Origin of the sequence: Sphingorhabdus sp. (assembly GCF_050921905.1) — a bacterium.
GTDB lineage: Bacteria > Pseudomonadota > Alphaproteobacteria > Sphingomonadales > Sphingomonadaceae > Sphingorhabdus_B.
Window position 1 is genome coordinate 1,423,091 of record NZ_CP050888.1, and the last position, 18,902, is coordinate 1,441,992.

The following is an 18,902-nucleotide window of genomic DNA, read 5'->3' on the forward strand; positions in this document are numbered from 1 at the left end:
CATAAATTAAAGACCGTCCCAGCGCGTGAGCTTCAAACCGGTCTTCGGATTGATCGCTTTTTTTTGGGGCACCGGCACTGTGCTGGTGGGCACGCATGAGTGTGCTGTCAACGAGGATGTATTCAAAGTCGGCGTCTTGGCTCTACACCTTGAAAAGACTCTCCCAAATGCCGCGACGACACCAGCGTTTGAAGCGCTGGTAAACGGTGTGCCACCGACCGGGCCAGCCACAAAATAGCTTCCACAAATAACCGATTATCTCGCCCACTCCGTCCAGGGTCTGTCACCTTGCCCGGCAAATGCGGGGATATCCGCTCCCAAACCGCGTCACTCAGTTCCTGTCGATCCATCCCTGCTGACCTCCATACAGCCAGCAGCTTGAATCAGACAATGACACGATTGGGAAGCATGAATGTAAACACCAGCTAGGCCTGTTCACGGACCCGTGTCATAAAAATTGCGGCGATCAAAAGGAAGCTGCCAGCGAGCATTATGACATTCTGCGGATTTCCGCCTAAGAGGCTATCATAAAAAAACGGCAGCGTTACCGTTTGAATCAACATCGGGATGACGATCATCATGTTGAAGATGCCCATATACACGCCGGTTCTTTCTGGCGGGATTGACCGCGCGACTATAACATAGGGGTTGCCCATGATGCTGGCCCAGCCAAGTCCAATGCCGACCATCGGGATGAAAAGCAGAGCGGGATTTTCAATATAGGGCAAAGTCAGCATGGCGATGCCTGCGAGTCCAATGCTGACGACATGCATGATTTTTGGTCCGAACCGGCGCGAAAAAGGAATCAAAGCAAAGCCGGCCAGAAACGCGACGAAATTGTAAAAGCCACCAATTTGACCATTGAGCAACGCCGCATCCCGATACCCTTGGGAGGCCGCATCCGTGGTGTCAAACACGCCCCGCGCCAGGGCATTGACAATATATTGCCAGTAGCAAAACATGCCATACCATTGAAATAGCATCATCAGGCCGAGCTGACGCATGGTAAGCGGCATGTCCCGGATGGCGTTCCATATTTCCAAAATAGTCGCTTTAGGCGTCAAGGGATTTGCACGAATGTGTTTGATCTGCGCTTCGCTGAGCGGAAGTTCGCGTATGCGGAATACGGACCATGCGATGGTGGTAATCGACAGAAACGCGCCCGTATAAAATGCAGCATGGGCAATGTGGGGAATACCGTTGGCGTCAACCGCATCCTTATTCATGCCTAAAGCCACAAAGATGACCGGCGCGAGATAGGCGAGTGTTTGTGCCAGCCCGGTAAAGCTGGCCTGCATCAGGAACCCGGCTGGCTGCTGCTGCGTAACGAGGCGATCGCTAACATAGGCACGATAAGGTTCCATCGTGATGTTATTTGCAGCGTCCAGAATCCACAGGAGACTGACGGCCATCCATAGCGCCGCGCTTAACGGCATCAACAGAAGGCATATGCTGCACAAAAGCGCGCCAATAAGGAAATACGGCGTCCGGCGACCATATTTGGACAATGTCCGGTCACTCATTGCGCCCACGATCGGTTGCACGATCAGGCCCGTTACCGGCCCCGCCAAAAACAGCAATGGCAGCGTAGATTCTTCCGCGCCCAAATAATTATAAATCGGGCCCATATTGCTTTGTTGCAGACCAAAGCTGAACTGGAGGCCAAAGAAACCCAGGTTCATCTGAGCAAGATTGGTTATGGACAATATTGGTTTTTGAATTGCTTGTTCTGACATTACGCCCCCTCCATTGCGCGCTGTGCCAACACAAATGCGCCCAATAATCCTGAATTATCGCCAAGCGCTGGTACCATGATGATACTGCCGGGGGACACTGCGAAATAATCGCCGGCCAACATATCAGCGACCTTGCGCACGCGCTCTATCAGTCCGGGGGTCTTCATAACCCCCCCGCCCAGAATAATCTCGTCGGGTGCCAGAACCGATTGCAGCGTGACGGCAAGTTGCGCCAGATACCAGGCAATCATTTCATGCGCGGGATGGGTATCCGGCAAATCGGACAAGGTTGCGCCAAATCGTTTCAGGATCGCCGGGCCACTGACAAGCCCTTCGCAGCAATCGGCGTGGAAGGGACATATCCCGGCGAACCCGGTATCTGCGGGGTGACGGGGTAGTCGCATATGCCCCATTTCGGGATGGCCTTTACCATGCATGGGAACGCCGTTGACGACCGTCCCGCCGCCGACGCCCGTGCCAATGGTTACATAAACCGATGTGCGATTGTCTGCGCCTGCGGCGCGGCCCCATCTTGCCTCCCCAAGCGCAGCGCCATTCACATCCGTATCAATACCGACCGGCACACCCAAAGCGGCGCGCAGTGCGGGAGCAAAATTGAAATTGCTCCACCCCGGCTTGGTCGTTTTGTTTATATGTCCCCAAGTTTCAGACAAAGGGTCCAAATCCAGCGGGCCAAAGCTTGATATACCAAGTGCCGATATAGGGCCCTGATCAGCGAACCAATCCATGATGTTCTGCAACACGGTTTCGGGCGAAGACGTTGGGATCACCATACGGGCTTCAATGTCATTTGGACCAGTGCCAACGCCCATGACGATCTTTGTGCCGCCCGCCTCAATCCCGCCGACACGCGCATTGATGCGGTAATTGTTCATGCCTGTTCCGGTCCGGACGCCAACGTTGCCGTTGCTCCATCTAAAACTATTTTTATCATGGGAGCAAGTGAACCGCCGAAATAAGTGCGTGCATCGTCGGAACTTAATATTTGTAATCCGGCCTTCGGATAATCTGTGAAGCTGGTGACGCGCAAATCATTTAGAACTTGCCAGCTATAGGCCTGTCTGGGTTCTCTTGCCGGATTGGCAATGACAAGCCCGCTGCCATTTAACGGCGTGTATGGACCCGATATTGTCTCTGCAACCATGCCATATAATCCGGTGGGCCCGGCAGGGCCGTCTGGCGCAAAAACCGAGTTCTGTGTGGACCAAAACAGATAATATAGATCGTTCTTAAACAACAGATGCGGCCGTTCGAGTTCGTTATTAAATGAATCTGCGACGACCAAAGGTGCTAATAAATCCCATTGGGTGTGCGCCTCCGAGGAACTCCGCGCCCATCCTACGCACCCGTTATGGCTGCTGCTGGATTGTGCGAGAGAGGCTGCAAATAACAAATAACTTGCACCGTCAGCGGGATCACAAAAATAAGCAGGGTCGCGAAATGCCTTAACTGTGCCCGGTTTTCCGTCAAGTTGATCGACGATAACATAATGCTGGCCATCACTTTTAACCGATTCAATGGGGGGTGACCAACCCGTTAGCTGCGGCAATTCGTCAGCGAATGTCAAAGTCGCCTGTGTCTGAAACAGCCGCTGTTGCCATCCACCAGAGGTGCCGGTCAATCCTGCTGCGGTGTAGAATAAAGTTACATGATGTGCATCGGTCAATATTGCGGATCCCGACCATTCACGATTACCCGGGTTTAGACCGGCGGGCAAAACGAAACCTAAATCGGTCCACTGCCCCGACTTTTCATGCAAAAGCCGGATGCGGGCGTGCAGGTGTCGGTCAATAGGATCACCCGATGCAGGGGCGGCCAGCACCATCCACAATGTGCCGTTTGCGATGTCAGCAACGCTACCATCCGGGTTTTGGACTGGCCAATAATCCCAATGATCAAAGCCGGGCACGGTGCCGTATCGGTCGCCTGCCGCAATGACCGGTGCGGCTGGGATTGGCGCAGCGGCAATCGACGCAACGTGTTTGGGAGTCCAGAACGATGCGATCACAACTGTGCCTTATAAAACGAACTATGAATTGGATTTTCTAATACACGCCCACCTCGATACCGAGGAGGGCGTGCTGTAGATTGGATTAAAAATCAATCCGAACAGATGCGGATACGGTGCGACCATTGATGGATCGTGCCCGTATGATACCGTTCGTTGGAATGGATCCTTCTTCGCTTTCGGTGAAACCTTGCGTGTTGAACAAGTTATTGGCGTTCAATGACAACTGCACTTTTTCCATGGGGCGCACGTTGAAGAACGCATTCACCTGGGTGAAAGCAGGCAGCTTCAACTCATTGCTGTCCTGCGCGTAGCTGGCAGATGTCCCGACAATATTGGCACCCACGGTAAAACGATCACCATCATATTGCGGCGTGACCTGATACACCAATTGCGCTTGCCGACGGGGGCGTTTGCCTTCGTTCGCAGGCGAAATATTATCGCGGCTGATGCTTGCATCGGTATAGGTTCCCGACGCCGTCAGCGAAAATGGTCCGCTGCGATAGCTTCCCTCTAGCTCTAGTCCCGTCGCCTTATACGCACGGCTAAACACTTTTTGGGTTGTCGCTTCGAAATTTTCTTCTTCTGTGGTGGCGCGGAACAAGGTTCCGAAAATCTGCAAACCATCAGACGAATATTTCGCACCCAATTCGGCTTGATTAACAAAATCAACCGCAACGTCATCGTTAAGCAGTTGACCGCTCGTTACGCTGATATTGTTGCTGTTCAGCAATATTCTGTCCGCATTTGCCCGTCCGCCGCGGCTATATCGTGCAAACACGGCAAGGTCGCTGGTTATCCGATAATTAACACCGCCCGAATAGGACCAATAATTTGTGTTATAGTTGATGGGTTGCGGACTGGTAAGTTGCAGGACGGTAACCTTGGTTTCAGGCACCGAAATTGTGCCGTTGCCGTTGACATCTTTGGTGACAACAGGGCCATCGGCGGTCACAAATCCACGTGCTTCCAATGAATCGTAACGTATGGATCCGTCAATCGAAAGGCGATCGGTGTCATAGCTTAACGAAGCAAATGGGGCGTTGATATTGTAGTCGACATCATAAGCGCGGCGGCAGCAATTGCCGAAGAATGTGGCGCCATAGCCCACAAGTCCATTTTCCGTCTGCAACACACCAGCCGCGTTACGGACATTGATAAGCGCCGCATTATTGCCGGTCGGCTCCAAAAGATAGCTGTTCCAATTCCATGTCGTCGCCAAAGACTGGCTCGATTTGTAGAGCCCGGCCGTTGCCGTCACATTACCACCACCGGCATCCATCGTCTTCGAAAGACGAATGTCGTTTACGATGTTGTTCAGGCTTTCGATTTCGGTGTTGAACAGCACCACGGGGATGAGCAAGTTGGTACCGGCATATGCCTGTCCTGCTTTTGGCCCATTGGCGTAAGACAAAGTCGAACCCGCGCCGCCAATTCCGTTGGCGACCGATTGTGCGGTATCAATGCCCGAAGGGAATGGAGATACAAATTTGCCGGAAACGTCAGAATATTTGAATTTTTCCGTCAGCGTCAAGCCATCAGCGATTTCAACCTGCGCCTCAAAACCGACCGAATTGACCAGTGGCCTTTGACCATCACGAATATCGCTTATGGCGGCATTATTGTTGCCATCCAAACCAAGGACACGCGTGAAGTTCACGCTATGCAACGTGTCTTCATTAGGACTGAGATTAGGCAGACCTTGGTATTTTGGATCAGAGTTTGTGCCGGTAACCCGCACGGGGCTTGGTAGATACCCAATGGCACGATCATCAAGACGCTTGAAGTTCAACCGGATGAAACCGTTCGCCAGTTCCTTTGTGATGTTGGCTTTGATCTGGTAACCTTTATTGCCATCATATCCAGCGCGGCGCGGGCCTTCACCCTGGCGGTAAAAACCACCGACATGGAAGCGAACCGTGTCAGTCAACGCTCCACCATAATCCGCATCAAGGCGATATTCACCGTAATCAAGGCCAAGCGTTCCTTGGACCGACCCACCTTCTTGCTCGCCTGTTTTCGAAATCAGGTTGATGACGCCGCCAGGGGCATTGGACGCAAAGGTCGACGCCGATCCGCCACGAACCGACTCAACGCGCCGGACGTTGAAATCTGAACGCAAAAATATGTCCGCATTGCCAAAGGCGATGTCGCCAAATTCCAATACGGGCAAGCCATCTTCTTGAAGTTGCAGAAACTTCGATCCGCCCGATGCGACAGGAAGACCGCGAACTGATATATTGGCATTGCCTTCGCCGCCTGAGCTTTCCGAACGGATGCCGGGCAAGTTGCGAAACAATTCGGCAACGGATCGCGGCGCGGCATTGGCAATGGCGTCTTCGCTGATTGAGCTGACAGAGATCGAAGTTTCAAGCTTGTTTTGGCCGCGTGAAACAGCGGTAACGACTATCTCGTCATCGGTCATGGTCGCATCTTGAATCGGTGCTTCTTGGGCTACAGCAGATGAAGCAACTCCGGTAGCTACAACAATCGCAAGTGTCGAAGCGAGCGTGCGGTTATATCGAATTTTCATAATTCCTCCCCAATTGAACGTCGCGAGGGAATTAAACCACTGTTCCATCGCATAGGTGCAATCGATATAAAGAAATTAAATCGATTGCAATAATAAAATGCAATCGATTTAATAGACCCTTAGCGCATCATGGGTCGCTAATTTTTCTTGCTTTCTAATGCATCTGGAACAAAGCCATGGCGATGAGCAAACGACCAGCCAGAACCCAAGATGTTTCCATTCCCATAGATGCGCGCGCGCGCACGATCTCAGATATTGCGCGGTTGGCTGGTGTTTCGGCTGGCACTGTGTCCCGGGCGTTGAGCGGCTCATCCCTGGTAAAACCGCGCACCAGCGAGAAAATCCGGATGCTGGCTACCGCGCATGGCTTCAGCCCAAATATTGCTGCACGCAATCTGCGGACACGCCGCACGGGTGCTGTTGGCGTCATCATACCTTTGGGGCATGAGGCGGGGCAACATATTTCAGACCCGTTCTTCATGGCATTGCTCGGTCACCTCGCCGACGCGTTGACGGATCGCGGTTATGACTTGTTGCTGTCCCGCGTGCTGCCATCGAACAAAGATTGGTTGGCTCAGTTCGTCGACTCAGGTCGCGTAGACGGTGTCATTATTATCGGACAGTCTGATCAATCTGCAGTGCTCGACGAAGTAGCATCGCGCTATCTGCCTATAGTGGTTTGGGGCGGCCACATCGAAGGACAGGTTTACTGTTCGGTCGGTTCGGACAACAAGTTGGGTGGACGCCTAGCGACCGAACATCTGATTAACAAAGGATGCAGACGCATTGCCTTTTTCGGTGATGCCGCTGCACCTGAAATAGCACAGCGACTTGACGGTTGTCGCGAAGCATTGGCGGAAGCGGGTGTTGACGCAACGATTGACTATCTGCCTGTCCATCTCACCGCCGAAAACGCCCACACAGCAATCTTGGCGCGACTGAGCGAAAAGCGCATAGTCCCCGACGGAATCGTTGCGGCATCAGATGTCGTAGGAATGAGCGCGCTTCGTGCACTGTCTGAATTCGGTTTGAGTGTCCCGTCTGATGTGCGCGTGGTCGGTTATGACGACCTTTCGATAGCGGCACAAACTACCCCACCTCTTTCATCGATTAAACAGGACTTGGCGACGGGCGCTGCTCATCTTGTTGATATTCTTTTCCGGCGGATGGCGGGTGAGGCAACGAAGTCTGTTGTAATGGCTCCAAGCTTGATTTGCCGATCATCCACTTAGGGTCAGGACCACTTAAGTCGCATAATCGCAACTTCATGCCGCTGTGTTGATTGACGCGGAGCGGTGACCCGCCAGCGCCGCGATCATGGTCGTGCTTCGCGGCCTCAAGATGTATGGCATGGCTGGCGCCGTCAGCGACCTGATCGAACAGGGTGCCCCTGCGTTCGAAGCGGCTGTGCCGATCCTCTCGCAACTGCTCAAGGCGGAGATGACCGAACGTTTGGCCAATACTACCGGTTATTTCTGCACGCGACAGTGTCTATTGCGATCACGATACAACAATAGCAATGGACATCGATTCAGCCATCTTATATACCAATATAATACCAATATCCGGTGAGCAGTTTAGGTATGCAGTTTGTTATCGGACTTATGTCTGGAACTTCGCGCGATGGTGTTGATGCCGCGCTTATCAAAACCGACGGTCGCAATGCGGTCGAATCTATCGCCTTTCAGTTTGAGCCTTACCCCGAGAACCTGAAGGCCGTGATTTCCGATGCATGCGATATTGCAATGGCCAGCAAGCAACCTTTCGCCAGCCGGGCTATAGACTATTGTGAAAAGTTGCTTGATGAACGGCATCTCGCAGCTAGCGAAGCCTTGCTCACTAGGTCAGGCGTATCAGCGAACGAAATCGCTGCGATCGGGTTGCACGGCCACACAATTGCGCATCGTGCCGACTTGGGTTGGACGTGGCAAATTGGAAATCCTGCGTTTTTGGCGAACCAACTGAACATTCCGGTAATGTCCAATATGCGCAACTTTGATGTAATGTTCGGCGGCCAAGGGGCTCCTCTCATCCCCGTCTTTCACCGTGCTTTGTTTGCAGATACTTCGCAGCCAGTGGCTGTGCTCAATCTTGGCGGGGTTGCAAACCTCACATTTATCGGCACAGACGGCGCGCTCCATGCGTTTGACTGCGGAATGGCGAGCGCTTTAATCGACGACTGGATGTCTCGAAAAACAAATTATCCGTTCGACGAAGGTGGTAAATTCGCAGCCAATGGGACGGTGGACCAACAGGCATTGCACGCAATGCTCGACCACCCGTTCTTTTCTGCATCGGTTCCAAAGTCGCTGGATCGTAAAGACTTTAGTCTAAATTTAGTGGACGGACTTTCAGCTCAGGACGGCGCTGCCACCTTAACAGCGTTTTCCGCCAAAGCCGTCGCCATGGGACTGAAACATTTCCCCGCCATGCCTCAACGCTTGATTGTATGCGGCGGCGGACGCAAGAATGATACGATGCTCCAAATGATCGAAACATACTGCGGAATCCCAACTGTGCTGACCGACGATCTCGGCTGGGGTGGCGATGCAATTGAGGCGCAAGGATTTGCCTATCTTGCGTATCGTTGTCTACATAGATTGCCGATAACATATCCCGGCACCACCGGCGTCGCAGAGCCAATGTCCGGCGGAGTGTTAACAAAGCCCGACCAAATCTTAGCAAAAAAGGTATCAGCATGAACCTGTTTCTTGGAGTAGATGCCGGCGGCACTTCGAGCAAATCGAGATTGACTGACGAACGCGGCAATGTCCTGGGTTCGGGCATTGCGGGACCGGCGAATACGCGCATCGGCCTCGATAACCTTCATACCACATTGCTTGACGTTTCAATGCAGGCGGTCCGCGCAGCCGGCTTGAGCGAGGAGGATGCGCGCAAAATCCGTTGCGGCATGGGTATTGCAGGCATCAACCGCATGGGAATGAAGCCCGAAATCCAGGCACTAGCTTTCCCGTTCGCGAACGTCCAGTTTACAAGCGATGCAATGATCGCCAATTTGGGTGCGCATAGGGGTGGTGACGGCGCCATTCTGATTATTGGAACAGGCAGCGTCAGTCTGGTTAAGCGAGGCGAAGACAGCTTCAGTATCGGTGGGTACGGGTTTCCGATATCCGACGAAGGGAGCGGCGCGGCGCTAGGTCTGAGCGCCATCAGGCATGCTTTGCGCGCTCTGGACGGCAGGACCAAACCATCACCGTTAAGTCAGGCGGTAACAAAACAGTTCGATCATGCCATCCCGCGCGTAATCGCCTGGATGGATGACGCAGCGCCGGGTGATTACGCGCGCTTTGCTCCGTTGGTGATGGACTATGCCGACAATGGTGACGAGATCGCCCTGTCAATTGTTCGCGATGCAGCGCTGCATATCGAAAGGTTTATCGAGACCATTATTTCACGCGGAGCACCTCGATGCGTTTTGATGGGCGGACTTGCGGAACGGATGAAGCCCTGGCTGCGCGTGCGGATTGTTGCGCAACTGCAGGATGCTCTTGGTGATGCACTTGATGGCGCTTTGATACTTGCGGGCCGCCCTATTGGGTCCGAAGCATCTCGCCAGTAATCGCATAGCCTCCAGACAGCCAGTCAACGATCTCTCTCGCTGCCGGATGGTCGACGGAAGCATATTTCTGACGAACCTCAGCTAGCCTATCGGCAATGCCCGACAGGCCGCGGTCTTCTAGCAGATTGAGGTCTTCCTGAAGCAGGAAGGCGAAGTCGGTACCGCAGACGGTAGTCGCTGCTTCGGCAAATGCCGCCGCGTAACTATATGCCTCCCCTCTGCGATAGCATAACGGCAAGGTCAGCGCCGGAACGCAGCTCAGTATCGGCTGCGATGCAGGATTGATTGCATGATGTGCGATATGGGATCCCATGGCTGCGGGACGGCCGGTGAATGCACGCAGATGGAGATGGTTTGACATCCGTGGCCCGTCATTCACAGGATAATTATCCCAAATAGACGGCTTGCGGCCCAGTAGTTCCGCAACACTGACAAGATGCCCGACGCCGAATTCGCGAGAGCATACTTCCTCACCAGTCCAGTAGACGGAAATCGCCGGGTCCAGAAGCTTTCCAAGCGTTTCCAGATAAGCTTCCGGTCTTTGCCCGAACACGCGGTCAAGCAAAGGATCGTCGGAATAATAGCTCGGGCACATGAAAAATCGCGATGCTTTGCTGCACCCAATGGCGAAATCAATTATTTCGGCCTGTCGCTTGGCAAGATCGGCATAATCGCCGCGCATGTCGTCAAACAGGATCACGAGATCGTCGATGCCAATCATATTGAGATAGGCGATCTTTGCCTTCAACGCATCCTTGGTCGTGCGGTCAAAATTGATATGCGCGCCATAAGGCGACAATCCGATACCTGACTTGACACGGTGGCTTGCGCAGTGCTCGATAAAGCGCCGAAGATTTTTCGTTTCGGCCTCGTCATGTATGTTACGCCAGTTGCGGCGCAGATGGCTGTCGATCTTGGGCGCGTAATGGAAGAATGCATAGCCCATAGGCGCGAGCCTATTGATGACTTCAGCGCGATCTTCCCAACTCCACGCACGGCCAAAATAGCCCTCGATAACGCCCAGCTCAGGCATCATGCGTTTTTGCCCGCTATCCAGACATTCCTGACGTTGAGCCCGTCATCGAGATGAACGATATCTGCCCTAAATCCGGCAGCTATCTGACCGTGTGCATTACCAAGCCCCAAAAATTCTGCAGGCGTAGCACTTGCCATTCGGGAAGCCGAACCGAGATCAGTCTGCATCAGTTGTACGCAATTTCTTACCGCGCTGGCCATATCGAGATCGGAGCCAGCGAGTGTGCCATCGCCGGAGCGCAACATACCTTCGCTGGCCGTTACATGGGTTTCACTCACTGTGAATTCCTTGATGCGAGAGCCGACGGTGGGCATCGCATCTGTGACAAGCATCAGTCCGTTACTACCCTTGGCACGATATGCTGCGCGCAGCGATGCGGGGTGGACATGATGTCCGTCAACGATGATTCCGCAGACGAGATCGCTGTCGAGACTGGCTCCCACGACGCCGGGCGCTCGACTGTCCATCTGTGTCATCGCGTTGAACAGATGGGTGACGCCAGACAGGCCTTCGTCGATCGCCCGCTTCATGTCATCATAAGTTGCCAGCGTATGCCCTGCTGCAACTATGACGCCACCTTTTACCAGCGCGGCGATGGCTCCTGGAGGCGCAAGCTCTGGCGCAAGCGTGACCAGCGTCCTTCCATATTTCAGGGAGGATAAAAGTGAGATCGCTTCGTCATCCAGTACCCGGAATTTCTGGGAATCATGGATTCCGTGCTTGCCTGCATTGAGAAACGGACCTTCGATATGTATTCCTACAATCCCCGAAACACCGGCCTTGATAGCATCATCGACGGCAGCGACGGCCTTGGCGATAACGTCAAGATCGTCACTGATCAATGTTGGCAACATCGCAGTCGTGCCGAACTTTCGATGCGCCTCGACGATGGCGGTTATGCCTTCAACGTTCGGCTGGTCGTTGAACAGGACGCCCCCGCCGCCGTTCACTTGCGTATCAATAAAACCGGGCAAAAGCATGCCACCGTCAAGTCTTTGCACTGACACATTGTCCGGCAAGGCATTTGCCGACACCAAAGCTTTGATGTTGCCATTGCTGACGATAAGCGCATGCTCTTCATGCCAAATATTGCCCGCAAATATGCGCGCGCCCAGCAAAGCCGTCATGGTCATATCGTTTCGGTCACCTTTTGCAGCATGGGTGGGTGATCCGGATCATAGCCGCGCTTTACCGATATTGCATTCACCATGGCGTAGAAACTCTGCACCATTGCAATAGGGGCAGTGACGCTATTCAATCGTTCTGGAAGGCCAAACATCACGGCCCCGTCAAATTGCTGACCGGCCACGGCAATCTTGGCATTGCGGCCGAGAAACTGATGGACAATTGCATCGAGACCAACGGCTCCCTTGTCCAGCGGAGGAAATATCAACAGTGGAAATCCCGATTTTACCAGTGCCATCGGTCCGTGCACGACCTCCGCCATACTGAAAGCCTCAGCATGAATGCCGCTCGTTTCCTTGAATTTGAGCGCTGCCTCCTGCGCGACGCCAAGGGTCAACCCGCGGCCAAGTACGAACATGCTATGGGCATCGTGTAGAAGATCTGCTCCTGCGGACCAATCTTTGGCCCAAGCTGTTTTCAGAGTTTCAGGGAGCCTTTCCACGGCTTCCTGCGCCTCATTGTCGCCGCTCCAATGGCTCACAAGATGCGCGAATGCACATAATGTGTTTATGTAACTTTTGGTCGCTGCAACACTCTTCTCTGGTCCGGCATGCAACGGCACAACTATTTCGGCTAGCTCTGCGAGCGGTGAACTTGTGTCATTTACAAAAGCGATGACCAGCGCACCGGCTTTTCGCGCCGCATCGGCCGATAGCAACAAATCAGGGCTTTTCCCGGATTGCGAGATGAGAATGAACGGCTGATTCTTCATATGGAGAAGCGGCGCGCCATATATCGAACTGATCGATGGCGCCTGCGAAACGACGGGAATCCGAAGGCGCGTCTCGATCAGATATTTGGCATATGTCGCTGCATGATCGGAACTTCCCCGCGCGCATGTGAAGATGATTTGCGGATCGAGAGCGCGCAATTTTTGCACTAAGTCGGCAATCAGCCCAGCGTTAGACGCATATTGCAGGGCAGCAACTTGCCTGGCTTGCGAGGCTTCTGCATACATTAATGTTCGGGTTGGGTCATTCATATAATACCTATATAATACCAATTTACGTGTCGGTGCAACACTGCTATTGGCGAATAAATGAACAGTCTTGCACAGTCCCTTGGCGACCAGTTCGGTACCCGCCTTGTCACAGCCAGTTCGGCGCTGGCGCAATATGCTCAGAGCGAAGGTCTTCACGCCCACCAACCGCCGTCACTTGTTGCCCAGCCCGAAGCAATCGATGAAGTGAAGCTGCTGGTGAAAAAGGCAGCAGAAGAAAACTACGCGATTGTCGCCTATGGCGCAGGAACTTCACTCGAGGGCAATGCCGCTGCAATAAATGCCGATACTCTGTGTATCGATTTCAGCAGAATGAACCGGATCGTTGAGGTCAGCGCAGCCGACCTGTTATGTGTTGTCGAGCCGGGCGTGACGCGTGAACAGCTCAACGAAGATATTCGTGCGACTGGTTTGTTTTTTCCGGTCGATCCCGGTGCCAACGCCTCGCTTGGCGGCATGATTTCAACACGCGCTTCTGGAACAACGACCGTCCGTTATGGCAGCATGCGCGAGAATATACTTGGGCTGAAGGTGGTGACTGCCGATGGCAGCCTTATCTCGACAGGAACGCGCGCCCGAAAGTCAGCTTCCGGTTATGACCTAACGCACCTCTATACCGGCGCTGAAGGTACGCTTGGCCTGATCGTTGAGGCAAGTTTGCGCCTGCATGGCCAGCCTGAAAAAATCCTTGCGGCAACATGGGACTTTGGCACCATCGAGGGCGCGGTCGATACCGTCATCGCCACGATCCAGTCGGGCGTGCCCATCGCGCGAATGGAGTTGCTTGACGAAGCAGCAATCCGGGCCTGTAACCGGCAAAGTGCTCTGGGGTTGCCCGAAAAGCCGATGCTGTTCCTCGAATTTCACGGATCAGACGCTGGCGTTGCCGACCAACTGGACCTGGTTCGGCTTATGGGTGACAGCAATGGCGGCGGCAAGCTTCAGTTTGCAAGCGCTACCGAAGACCGGAATGCCTTGTGGAAGGCGCGCCATCAGGCGCTATGGGCTGCGAAAAATATGGTTCCCGGAGCCGTTGCATGGATCACCGACATTTGTGTGCCGATAAGCCATTTGAGCGATGCCATCACCCGCGCCAAAACTGCAATACAAGCATCCGGCCTGTTTGCTCCGATACTGGGTCATGTCGGTGACGGCAATTTCCATGTCTTCTTCATATTGCAGGTGGAGGATATGGCGAGTTGGGACAAGGCACGTATTATCAATGAGGCGATGATCGACCACGCGCTGTCGGTAGGCGGCACCTGCACGGGCGAGCACGGGATCGGCTTGGGTAAAAGAGAAGCCATGCGCCGCGAGCATGGTGCGAACAGCGTAGCGACCATGCGGCAGATAAAAAATGCGCTGGACCCCTCAAGTTTGTTCAATCCCGGCAAGATCTTCCTGGATTAGAGGCACGACCTAGACTTTGAGCATCCATCCACGCCGCTTCAGCCAAGGAAGGACGGCACAGGAAATCGCTGCTGCAATCAAGGCATAGAGCAGGGATGTAACCGGTGCTGGCAATCCGACGTTTGAAAGCTCTTGATAGGTTGCATCCCATATCGTTTCACCGTTCGGTAATTTGCGGACAATGATCGCGATCAACAAAATGTGAACGACGTAGAGTGTCAGCGCTGCCTGGCCCAGACTTACGGTCCACAGGGCAATCTTGTTCCCGCCGAGGATAGACCAAATCGATTTAAGCGATACCCAGAATATTATCCCGATACCGCAAGTCGCAAGTGCGAAACTGGCCGTCCACAGATTCTTGTTCAATGGCAAAATAGGGGTCAATGCCAATCCTGCAGCCAAAATGATCAGGCCTGCCAGCGCCAGGCGCGCATGGCTGACCTCATTCCCTTTGACCCATCGCATGATGCCGACGCCGATCAATCCATTGGCCGCAGCAGCCATCGTCGACAAGACACCTTCGGGCTCCCAGGTTTTTTGCAAGACCCGGCCAGGAATAAGGTTCTGATCTAGCCAGCCGCTTATCCCCTTGCCTGGCTCCATGCTTGGCGGCGCTCCATCTGGCGTTCCTACCTTCAGCAGCATCCACGAATGAACAACAAGCAGCATTACGGCGATAAGCATGGGCAGAACTGCGCTGCGCCTGATGAATATCACCGCCGCGCAGACCAGATAAACGATTCCAATACGCTGCAATACGCCGCTCCAGCGGATCATGTCAGGGTCGAGTGTCGGCCTAATCAGCCAGCTCAAAGCAACGCCGATAATAAAAAGCAGAAATACTCTCCTGCAAATGGCTGTCCAGCTGACAGTGTAACCCGCCTTATCCAGCGCCAGCGGGGCAGATAGTCCAACGATCAAAAGGAATATCGGAAAAACAAGATCGGCAAATGTCAGGCCGTTCCATTCGGCGTGCCTGAGCGTCGCAAATGCGGCGTTTCCATTACCCTGAACGTTCACCAATATCATCAAAAGCACGTCCAGCCCACGAAAGCTGTCCAGCGATGGATCGCGACCAGAAACGGAATTGCTCACAATATTGCAAATGGCCCGCGCAGTTCGCTCACAAACTCATATCGTTCGCCGCGATAGGCAGAACGGGTAAGTTCGACCGGACGCCCATCTGCCCGTCGGGTAATTCGCTCGATGCGTAATATTTCTGTATTTTCAGGGATGGAGAGCAAACTCGCCTCCGTTGGCCCCGCCAGTGCAGCCCGGATTTTCTGCTGCCCAATTATGGGCCGGTTACCGTGCTGGTCGAGTGCCTGATAAAGCGAATTTCCCAGATGCGCCATATCAGGCAGCATTTCCGCAGGTACAACCGCATTCTCTATTGCCAGCGGTTCTCCGCCAGCCATTCGAACGCGGCTGAGCCGAGCCACATCAGCTCCGTTCGGTAACTCGAGAATCCGCGCTTCTTCTTCGGACGCAACAGCGATGACTTTCATCATCCAGATCGTGCCGGTTGCCTCTCCGCGTGCTTCAGCATCTTCGCTGAAACTGCTCAGAAAGGAACCGGGAGCCTGAATCCGGGGCGTTACATATGTTCCTGAGCCCTGACGTCTCGACAGTAGACCGTCTTCGATCAGCAGTTCGATTGCCTTACGCACGGTCACTCTTGACGCGCCGATGATCTTGCAAAGGTCGCGCTCGGAGGGAAGCGCTTCACCCGCGCTGATGTCGCCATCCTCGATCTGCTGCCGCAAGCGATGGGCAAGCTGCATGTAGATGGGCGAATTGCGATGTTCGCTGGTATGCGCAATGCTCGGCTTCACGATGGGCTCCTGTCCAATGTCTCTACCGCGTCGCGCAATATGCCATTATGTTCGCGCAGTAACTGAGCAGCAGCAGCCGGGTCTTTCCCAAGGGCAATCAGCACCGCAGCTTTTATATCGTTTTGGGCAAGACCTACGGCTTCCATCGCGACAGCTTCGCTGCAATTGCTCAAGGCCCTAACGATGCCGAACGCCCTGTTGAGAAGCTTATCATTGGAAATGACCATATCCACCATCAGGCCGCGATACACGCGGCCAAGCCGAAGCATGATGGCTGTAGACAATAGATTGAGAATAGCCTTTTGGGCGGTTCCAGCTTTCATCCGGGTCGATCCGGCGATGGCCTCGCTGCCGGTCGCCGCCAGCAAACCATATTGTGCTGCGCGAAGAAGGTTTGTCCCCGCATTATTGACTATCGCAATGGTCAGTGCACCTGCGTCATTTGCTGCATTCAGCGCCGCTATCGTAAAGGGTGTTCTGCCACTGGCCGCGACCCCGATTACGACATCGTCAGCGCTGACCCCGGATTCCCTAACCCGTGACCTTGCATCATCCGCATCGTCTTCCGCGCCTTCTGCGCTGTGGACGAGCGCATCGATGCCGCCTGCCATCAAATATAGGAGGCGCTCGCTCGGCCAGCCGAAGGTCGGGCCAAGTTCCACACCGTCCTGAACCGCAACCCGCCCCGAGGTTCCTGCGCCGACATATACAAGCCTTCCGCCGTTCTGCAGGCGCGCGGCGGCAGCTTCGGCAGCCTCAGATATCTGCTGTGTCTGGCTTTTAATCGAGGCGATGGCCGACATTTGACCCTCAAGCATAGCTTCAACGGCCTCGATTGTCGGCCAACTGTCGATATCCGAAAATCGCGGGTTGAGGCTCTCGGTATTAGGCATGTTCGATACTCTTTGTAACGGATTTCGATTGCGAGCCGATAAGGCAGACAGCGGTTGCAACAACAGTTCCAAGGCAGAGCTGCCACGGGAACGCTATAGTTTTCATGACTTGCGGTAGGCCCAAATTGTCAACGACATATCCCTGAAAAGCGAGAATGGTCACAAAGCCTGCTATCAGCGCTGCAATCACTGAAGTCGACGATCCGCGGCTGGTAAAGATCGCGGTAAAATAAACCCCAAGCAATCCCGAATAGGCGAACGCCATAACACCCAGTACAAATTCCAGCAACGGCAGACTACTGTAGCGCTGCCAATAATAGCACAGGATTGACATTGCAAACAGCGCCAGACCCAACAAAACTGTTGTCACGCGCCCTGCGAGAATGAAATGTCTTTCGCGATGCTCACCGCGACACTCTTTCCATGGCCGATAGAAATCATTGATCAATACCGCCGCCATCGAGATCAATCCCGAATTTATGGCAGCGGCAGCGATAACGCCCACCGTCACAAGACCGCGAAGTCCAGGCGGAATCTCGCTCAATATGAAATGCATGAAGACCGTTATTTTTTCGCCTTGGAAAGTCTGGATTACTTCACTTCCGTTCGATCCCATCAAATCGGGCCGCTCGTAAAATATATGTAGCAAGGAGCCGATGACGAGGAACAGCAGGATGACAGGAATGGAGGCCCATACCGATGCATACAGCGCCCGGCTGCCATGCTTGGCACTGTCGCAGGCGAGTAAGCGTTGCGTGGTGTCCTGGTCGAGACCCGAATTGCCGATATTCAACAGAACGAGCCCGGTAACAGCTGCAAAAATCGAAAAGGGCGCTGTAAAGTTGAAAGACCAGTCGATTATCTGCGTCTTGTCTCCGGATGGCGATAGGGTCAGGCTGCTCACAATTTCCGGCAATGGAACCGGTATTTTGACCAGCAAAAAGATCAAAACCATGATGGCAGCGCCGACATACAGCACCACCTGCACCAGATCGCTCCATATTACGGAGTTTAATCCACCCATGAAGGTAAAGGCCAATCCGAATATGAGCAGCGTGAATGATGCGATGACGATATGCTGCGGCTCGACGTCAAGAAACATGATCATCGAGACCGCGATCGCCGCCAGATACAGTCTGGCACCACTCGCGAAAACACGGCCCAAAAGATACATGGCGCCTGCGGCCCGACGCGCGGTGACATCAAAGCGCTGCTCAAGGAGTTCGTAGACGGTCGTAGCCCCAATGGCATAAAATCTGGGTATTAAGATTTTTGCGACAAACCAGGCGGCAAGCAAAGCGCCGATGGTGCTGGTCAGATAAGTATAATTTCCACGAAAACTATTGTCAGGCACGCCAAGGAAGGTGGCTGCAGACTGGACGGTTGACAGCACGGACACCGCCACAAGCCAAGTCGGCGCATGATGACTTGCGAGGAAATAATCGTCAGCATTCTGCATATTGCGTTTGGTGGAAAAATATCCCGCCGCAGCAAGTATGCCGACATAACCAGCCAATATGGTCCAATCCAGTGCGGTGAACTGCAGTGGCGTCATCCGCCAAATCTCCCCATTTTCCGCAGCCTAAATGCCCGCAAGGCGAATGTCATGATGAATAGTGTTTTTGGCAGAACCGTAGAGGGACAGCATCGAAATGCTGCCCCCCT

At 53.7% G+C, this 18,902-nt stretch carries 16 protein-coding genes and 1 pseudogene; 5 read left to right on the plus strand and 12 right to left on the minus strand.

Going from position 1 to position 18,902, the window contains the following annotated elements; genetic code table 11:
* Positions 1-122: 122 nt before the first annotated feature.
* The 5 genes from HEQ18_RS06760 to HEQ18_RS06780 form a co-directional block, all read right to left on the minus strand.
* A complete protein-coding gene (locus HEQ18_RS06760; protein ID WP_432814133.1) occupies positions 123-350 on the minus strand; it encodes a transposase in 228 nt (75 codons plus the stop codon).
* 75 nt (positions 351-425) lie between these two features.
* On the minus strand, positions 426-1,736 hold the full coding sequence (locus HEQ18_RS06765; protein ID WP_432814134.1) for an MFS transporter: 1,311 nt from the start codon (positions 1,734-1,736) through the stop codon (positions 426-428).
* On the minus strand, positions 1,736-2,632 hold the full coding sequence (locus HEQ18_RS06770; RefSeq protein WP_432814135.1) for an ROK family protein: 897 nt from the start codon (positions 2,630-2,632) through the stop codon (positions 1,736-1,738). Before HEQ18_RS06770 ends, HEQ18_RS06765 begins: the two co-directional genes overlap by 1 nt.
* Complete coding sequence (locus HEQ18_RS06775; protein WP_432814136.1) at positions 2,629-3,765, minus strand: glycoside hydrolase family 68 protein; 1,137 nt, start codon at positions 3,763-3,765, stop codon at positions 2,629-2,631. Before HEQ18_RS06775 ends, HEQ18_RS06770 begins: the two co-directional genes overlap by 4 nt.
* An 85-nt stretch (positions 3,766-3,850) precedes the next feature.
* On the minus strand, positions 3,851-6,298 hold the full coding sequence (locus tag HEQ18_RS06780; RefSeq protein WP_432814137.1) for a TonB-dependent receptor domain-containing protein: 2,448 nt from the start codon (positions 6,296-6,298) through the stop codon (positions 3,851-3,853).
* Between the two features lie 176 nt (positions 6,299-6,474).
* Between HEQ18_RS06780 and HEQ18_RS06785 the strand changes: the two genes are divergently transcribed.
* The 4 genes and pseudogenes from HEQ18_RS06785 to HEQ18_RS06800 all read left to right on the plus strand — a co-directional run bounded on the left by HEQ18_RS06785 (position 6,475) and on the right by HEQ18_RS06800 (position 9,878).
* Positions 6,475-7,530 carry a LacI family DNA-binding transcriptional regulator gene (locus HEQ18_RS06785; protein ID WP_432814138.1) on the plus strand — a complete coding sequence of 352 codons (1,056 nt, stop codon included), beginning with the start codon at positions 6,475-6,477 and terminating at the stop codon, positions 7,528-7,530.
* An 85-nt stretch (positions 7,531-7,615) separates the two neighbouring features.
* Positions 7,616-7,771, plus strand: a pseudogene (locus HEQ18_RS06790) (ATP-binding protein); the annotation flags it as partial.
* 110 nt (positions 7,772-7,881) lie between these two features.
* Positions 7,882-9,000: an anhydro-N-acetylmuramic acid kinase gene (locus tag HEQ18_RS06795; RefSeq protein ID WP_432814139.1), complete on the plus strand. Its 1,119-nt coding sequence runs from the start codon at positions 7,882-7,884 to the stop codon at positions 8,998-9,000.
* Entirely contained in the window at positions 8,997-9,878 is an 882-nt protein-coding gene (locus HEQ18_RS06800) for a BadF/BadG/BcrA/BcrD ATPase family protein (protein ID WP_432814140.1), read from the plus strand. The genes HEQ18_RS06795 and HEQ18_RS06800 overlap by 4 nt, the downstream gene beginning before the upstream one ends.
* On the opposite strand, the gene HEQ18_RS06805 is transcribed toward HEQ18_RS06800, so the two are convergent.
* From HEQ18_RS06805 to HEQ18_RS06815, 3 genes are read right to left on the minus strand one after another with little or no spacing between them, the layout of a single operon-like run.
* On the minus strand, positions 9,850-10,914 hold the full coding sequence (locus HEQ18_RS06805) for a beta-N-acetylglucosaminidase domain-containing protein (RefSeq protein WP_432814141.1): 1,065 nt from the start codon (positions 10,912-10,914) through the stop codon (positions 9,850-9,852). The genes HEQ18_RS06800 and HEQ18_RS06805 overlap by 29 nt on opposite strands.
* Positions 10,911-12,047, minus strand: coding sequence for an N-acetylglucosamine-6-phosphate deacetylase (gene nagA, locus HEQ18_RS06810; RefSeq protein ID WP_432814142.1), 1,137 nt, complete (start codon positions 12,045-12,047; stop codon positions 10,911-10,913). The genes HEQ18_RS06805 and nagA overlap by 4 nt, the downstream gene beginning before the upstream one ends.
* Entirely contained in the window at positions 12,044-13,081 is a 1,038-nt protein-coding gene (locus HEQ18_RS06815; RefSeq protein WP_432814143.1) for an SIS domain-containing protein, read from the minus strand. Before HEQ18_RS06815 ends, nagA begins: the two co-directional genes overlap by 4 nt.
* Positions 13,082-13,138: 57 nt before the next feature.
* On the opposite strand from HEQ18_RS06815, the gene HEQ18_RS06820 reads away from it, so the two are divergent.
* Positions 13,139-14,509, plus strand: coding sequence for an FAD-binding oxidoreductase (locus HEQ18_RS06820; RefSeq protein WP_432814144.1), 1,371 nt, complete (start codon positions 13,139-13,141; stop codon positions 14,507-14,509).
* 9 nt (positions 14,510-14,518) lie between these two features.
* On the opposite strand, the gene HEQ18_RS06825 is transcribed toward HEQ18_RS06820, so the two are convergent.
* The 4 genes from HEQ18_RS06825 to HEQ18_RS06840 are packed head-to-tail and all read right to left on the minus strand — an operon-like array spanning position 14,519 to position 18,792.
* Positions 14,519-15,604, minus strand: a complete 1,086-nt coding sequence (locus tag HEQ18_RS06825) for an acyltransferase family protein (RefSeq protein ID WP_432814145.1) — start codon at positions 15,602-15,604, stop codon at positions 14,519-14,521.
* Positions 15,601-16,344, minus strand: coding sequence for a GntR family transcriptional regulator (locus HEQ18_RS06830; protein WP_432814146.1), 744 nt, complete (start codon positions 16,342-16,344; stop codon positions 15,601-15,603). Before HEQ18_RS06830 ends, HEQ18_RS06825 begins: the two co-directional genes overlap by 4 nt.
* Complete coding sequence (locus HEQ18_RS06835) at positions 16,341-17,237, minus strand: N-acetylmuramic acid 6-phosphate etherase (protein ID WP_432814147.1); 897 nt, start codon at positions 17,235-17,237, stop codon at positions 16,341-16,343. Before HEQ18_RS06835 ends, HEQ18_RS06830 begins: the two co-directional genes overlap by 4 nt.
* Entirely contained in the window at positions 17,230-18,792 is a 1,563-nt protein-coding gene (locus HEQ18_RS06840; RefSeq protein ID WP_432814148.1) for a sodium:solute symporter, read from the minus strand. Before HEQ18_RS06840 ends, HEQ18_RS06835 begins: the two co-directional genes overlap by 8 nt.
* Positions 18,793-18,902: the final 110 nt, after the last annotated feature.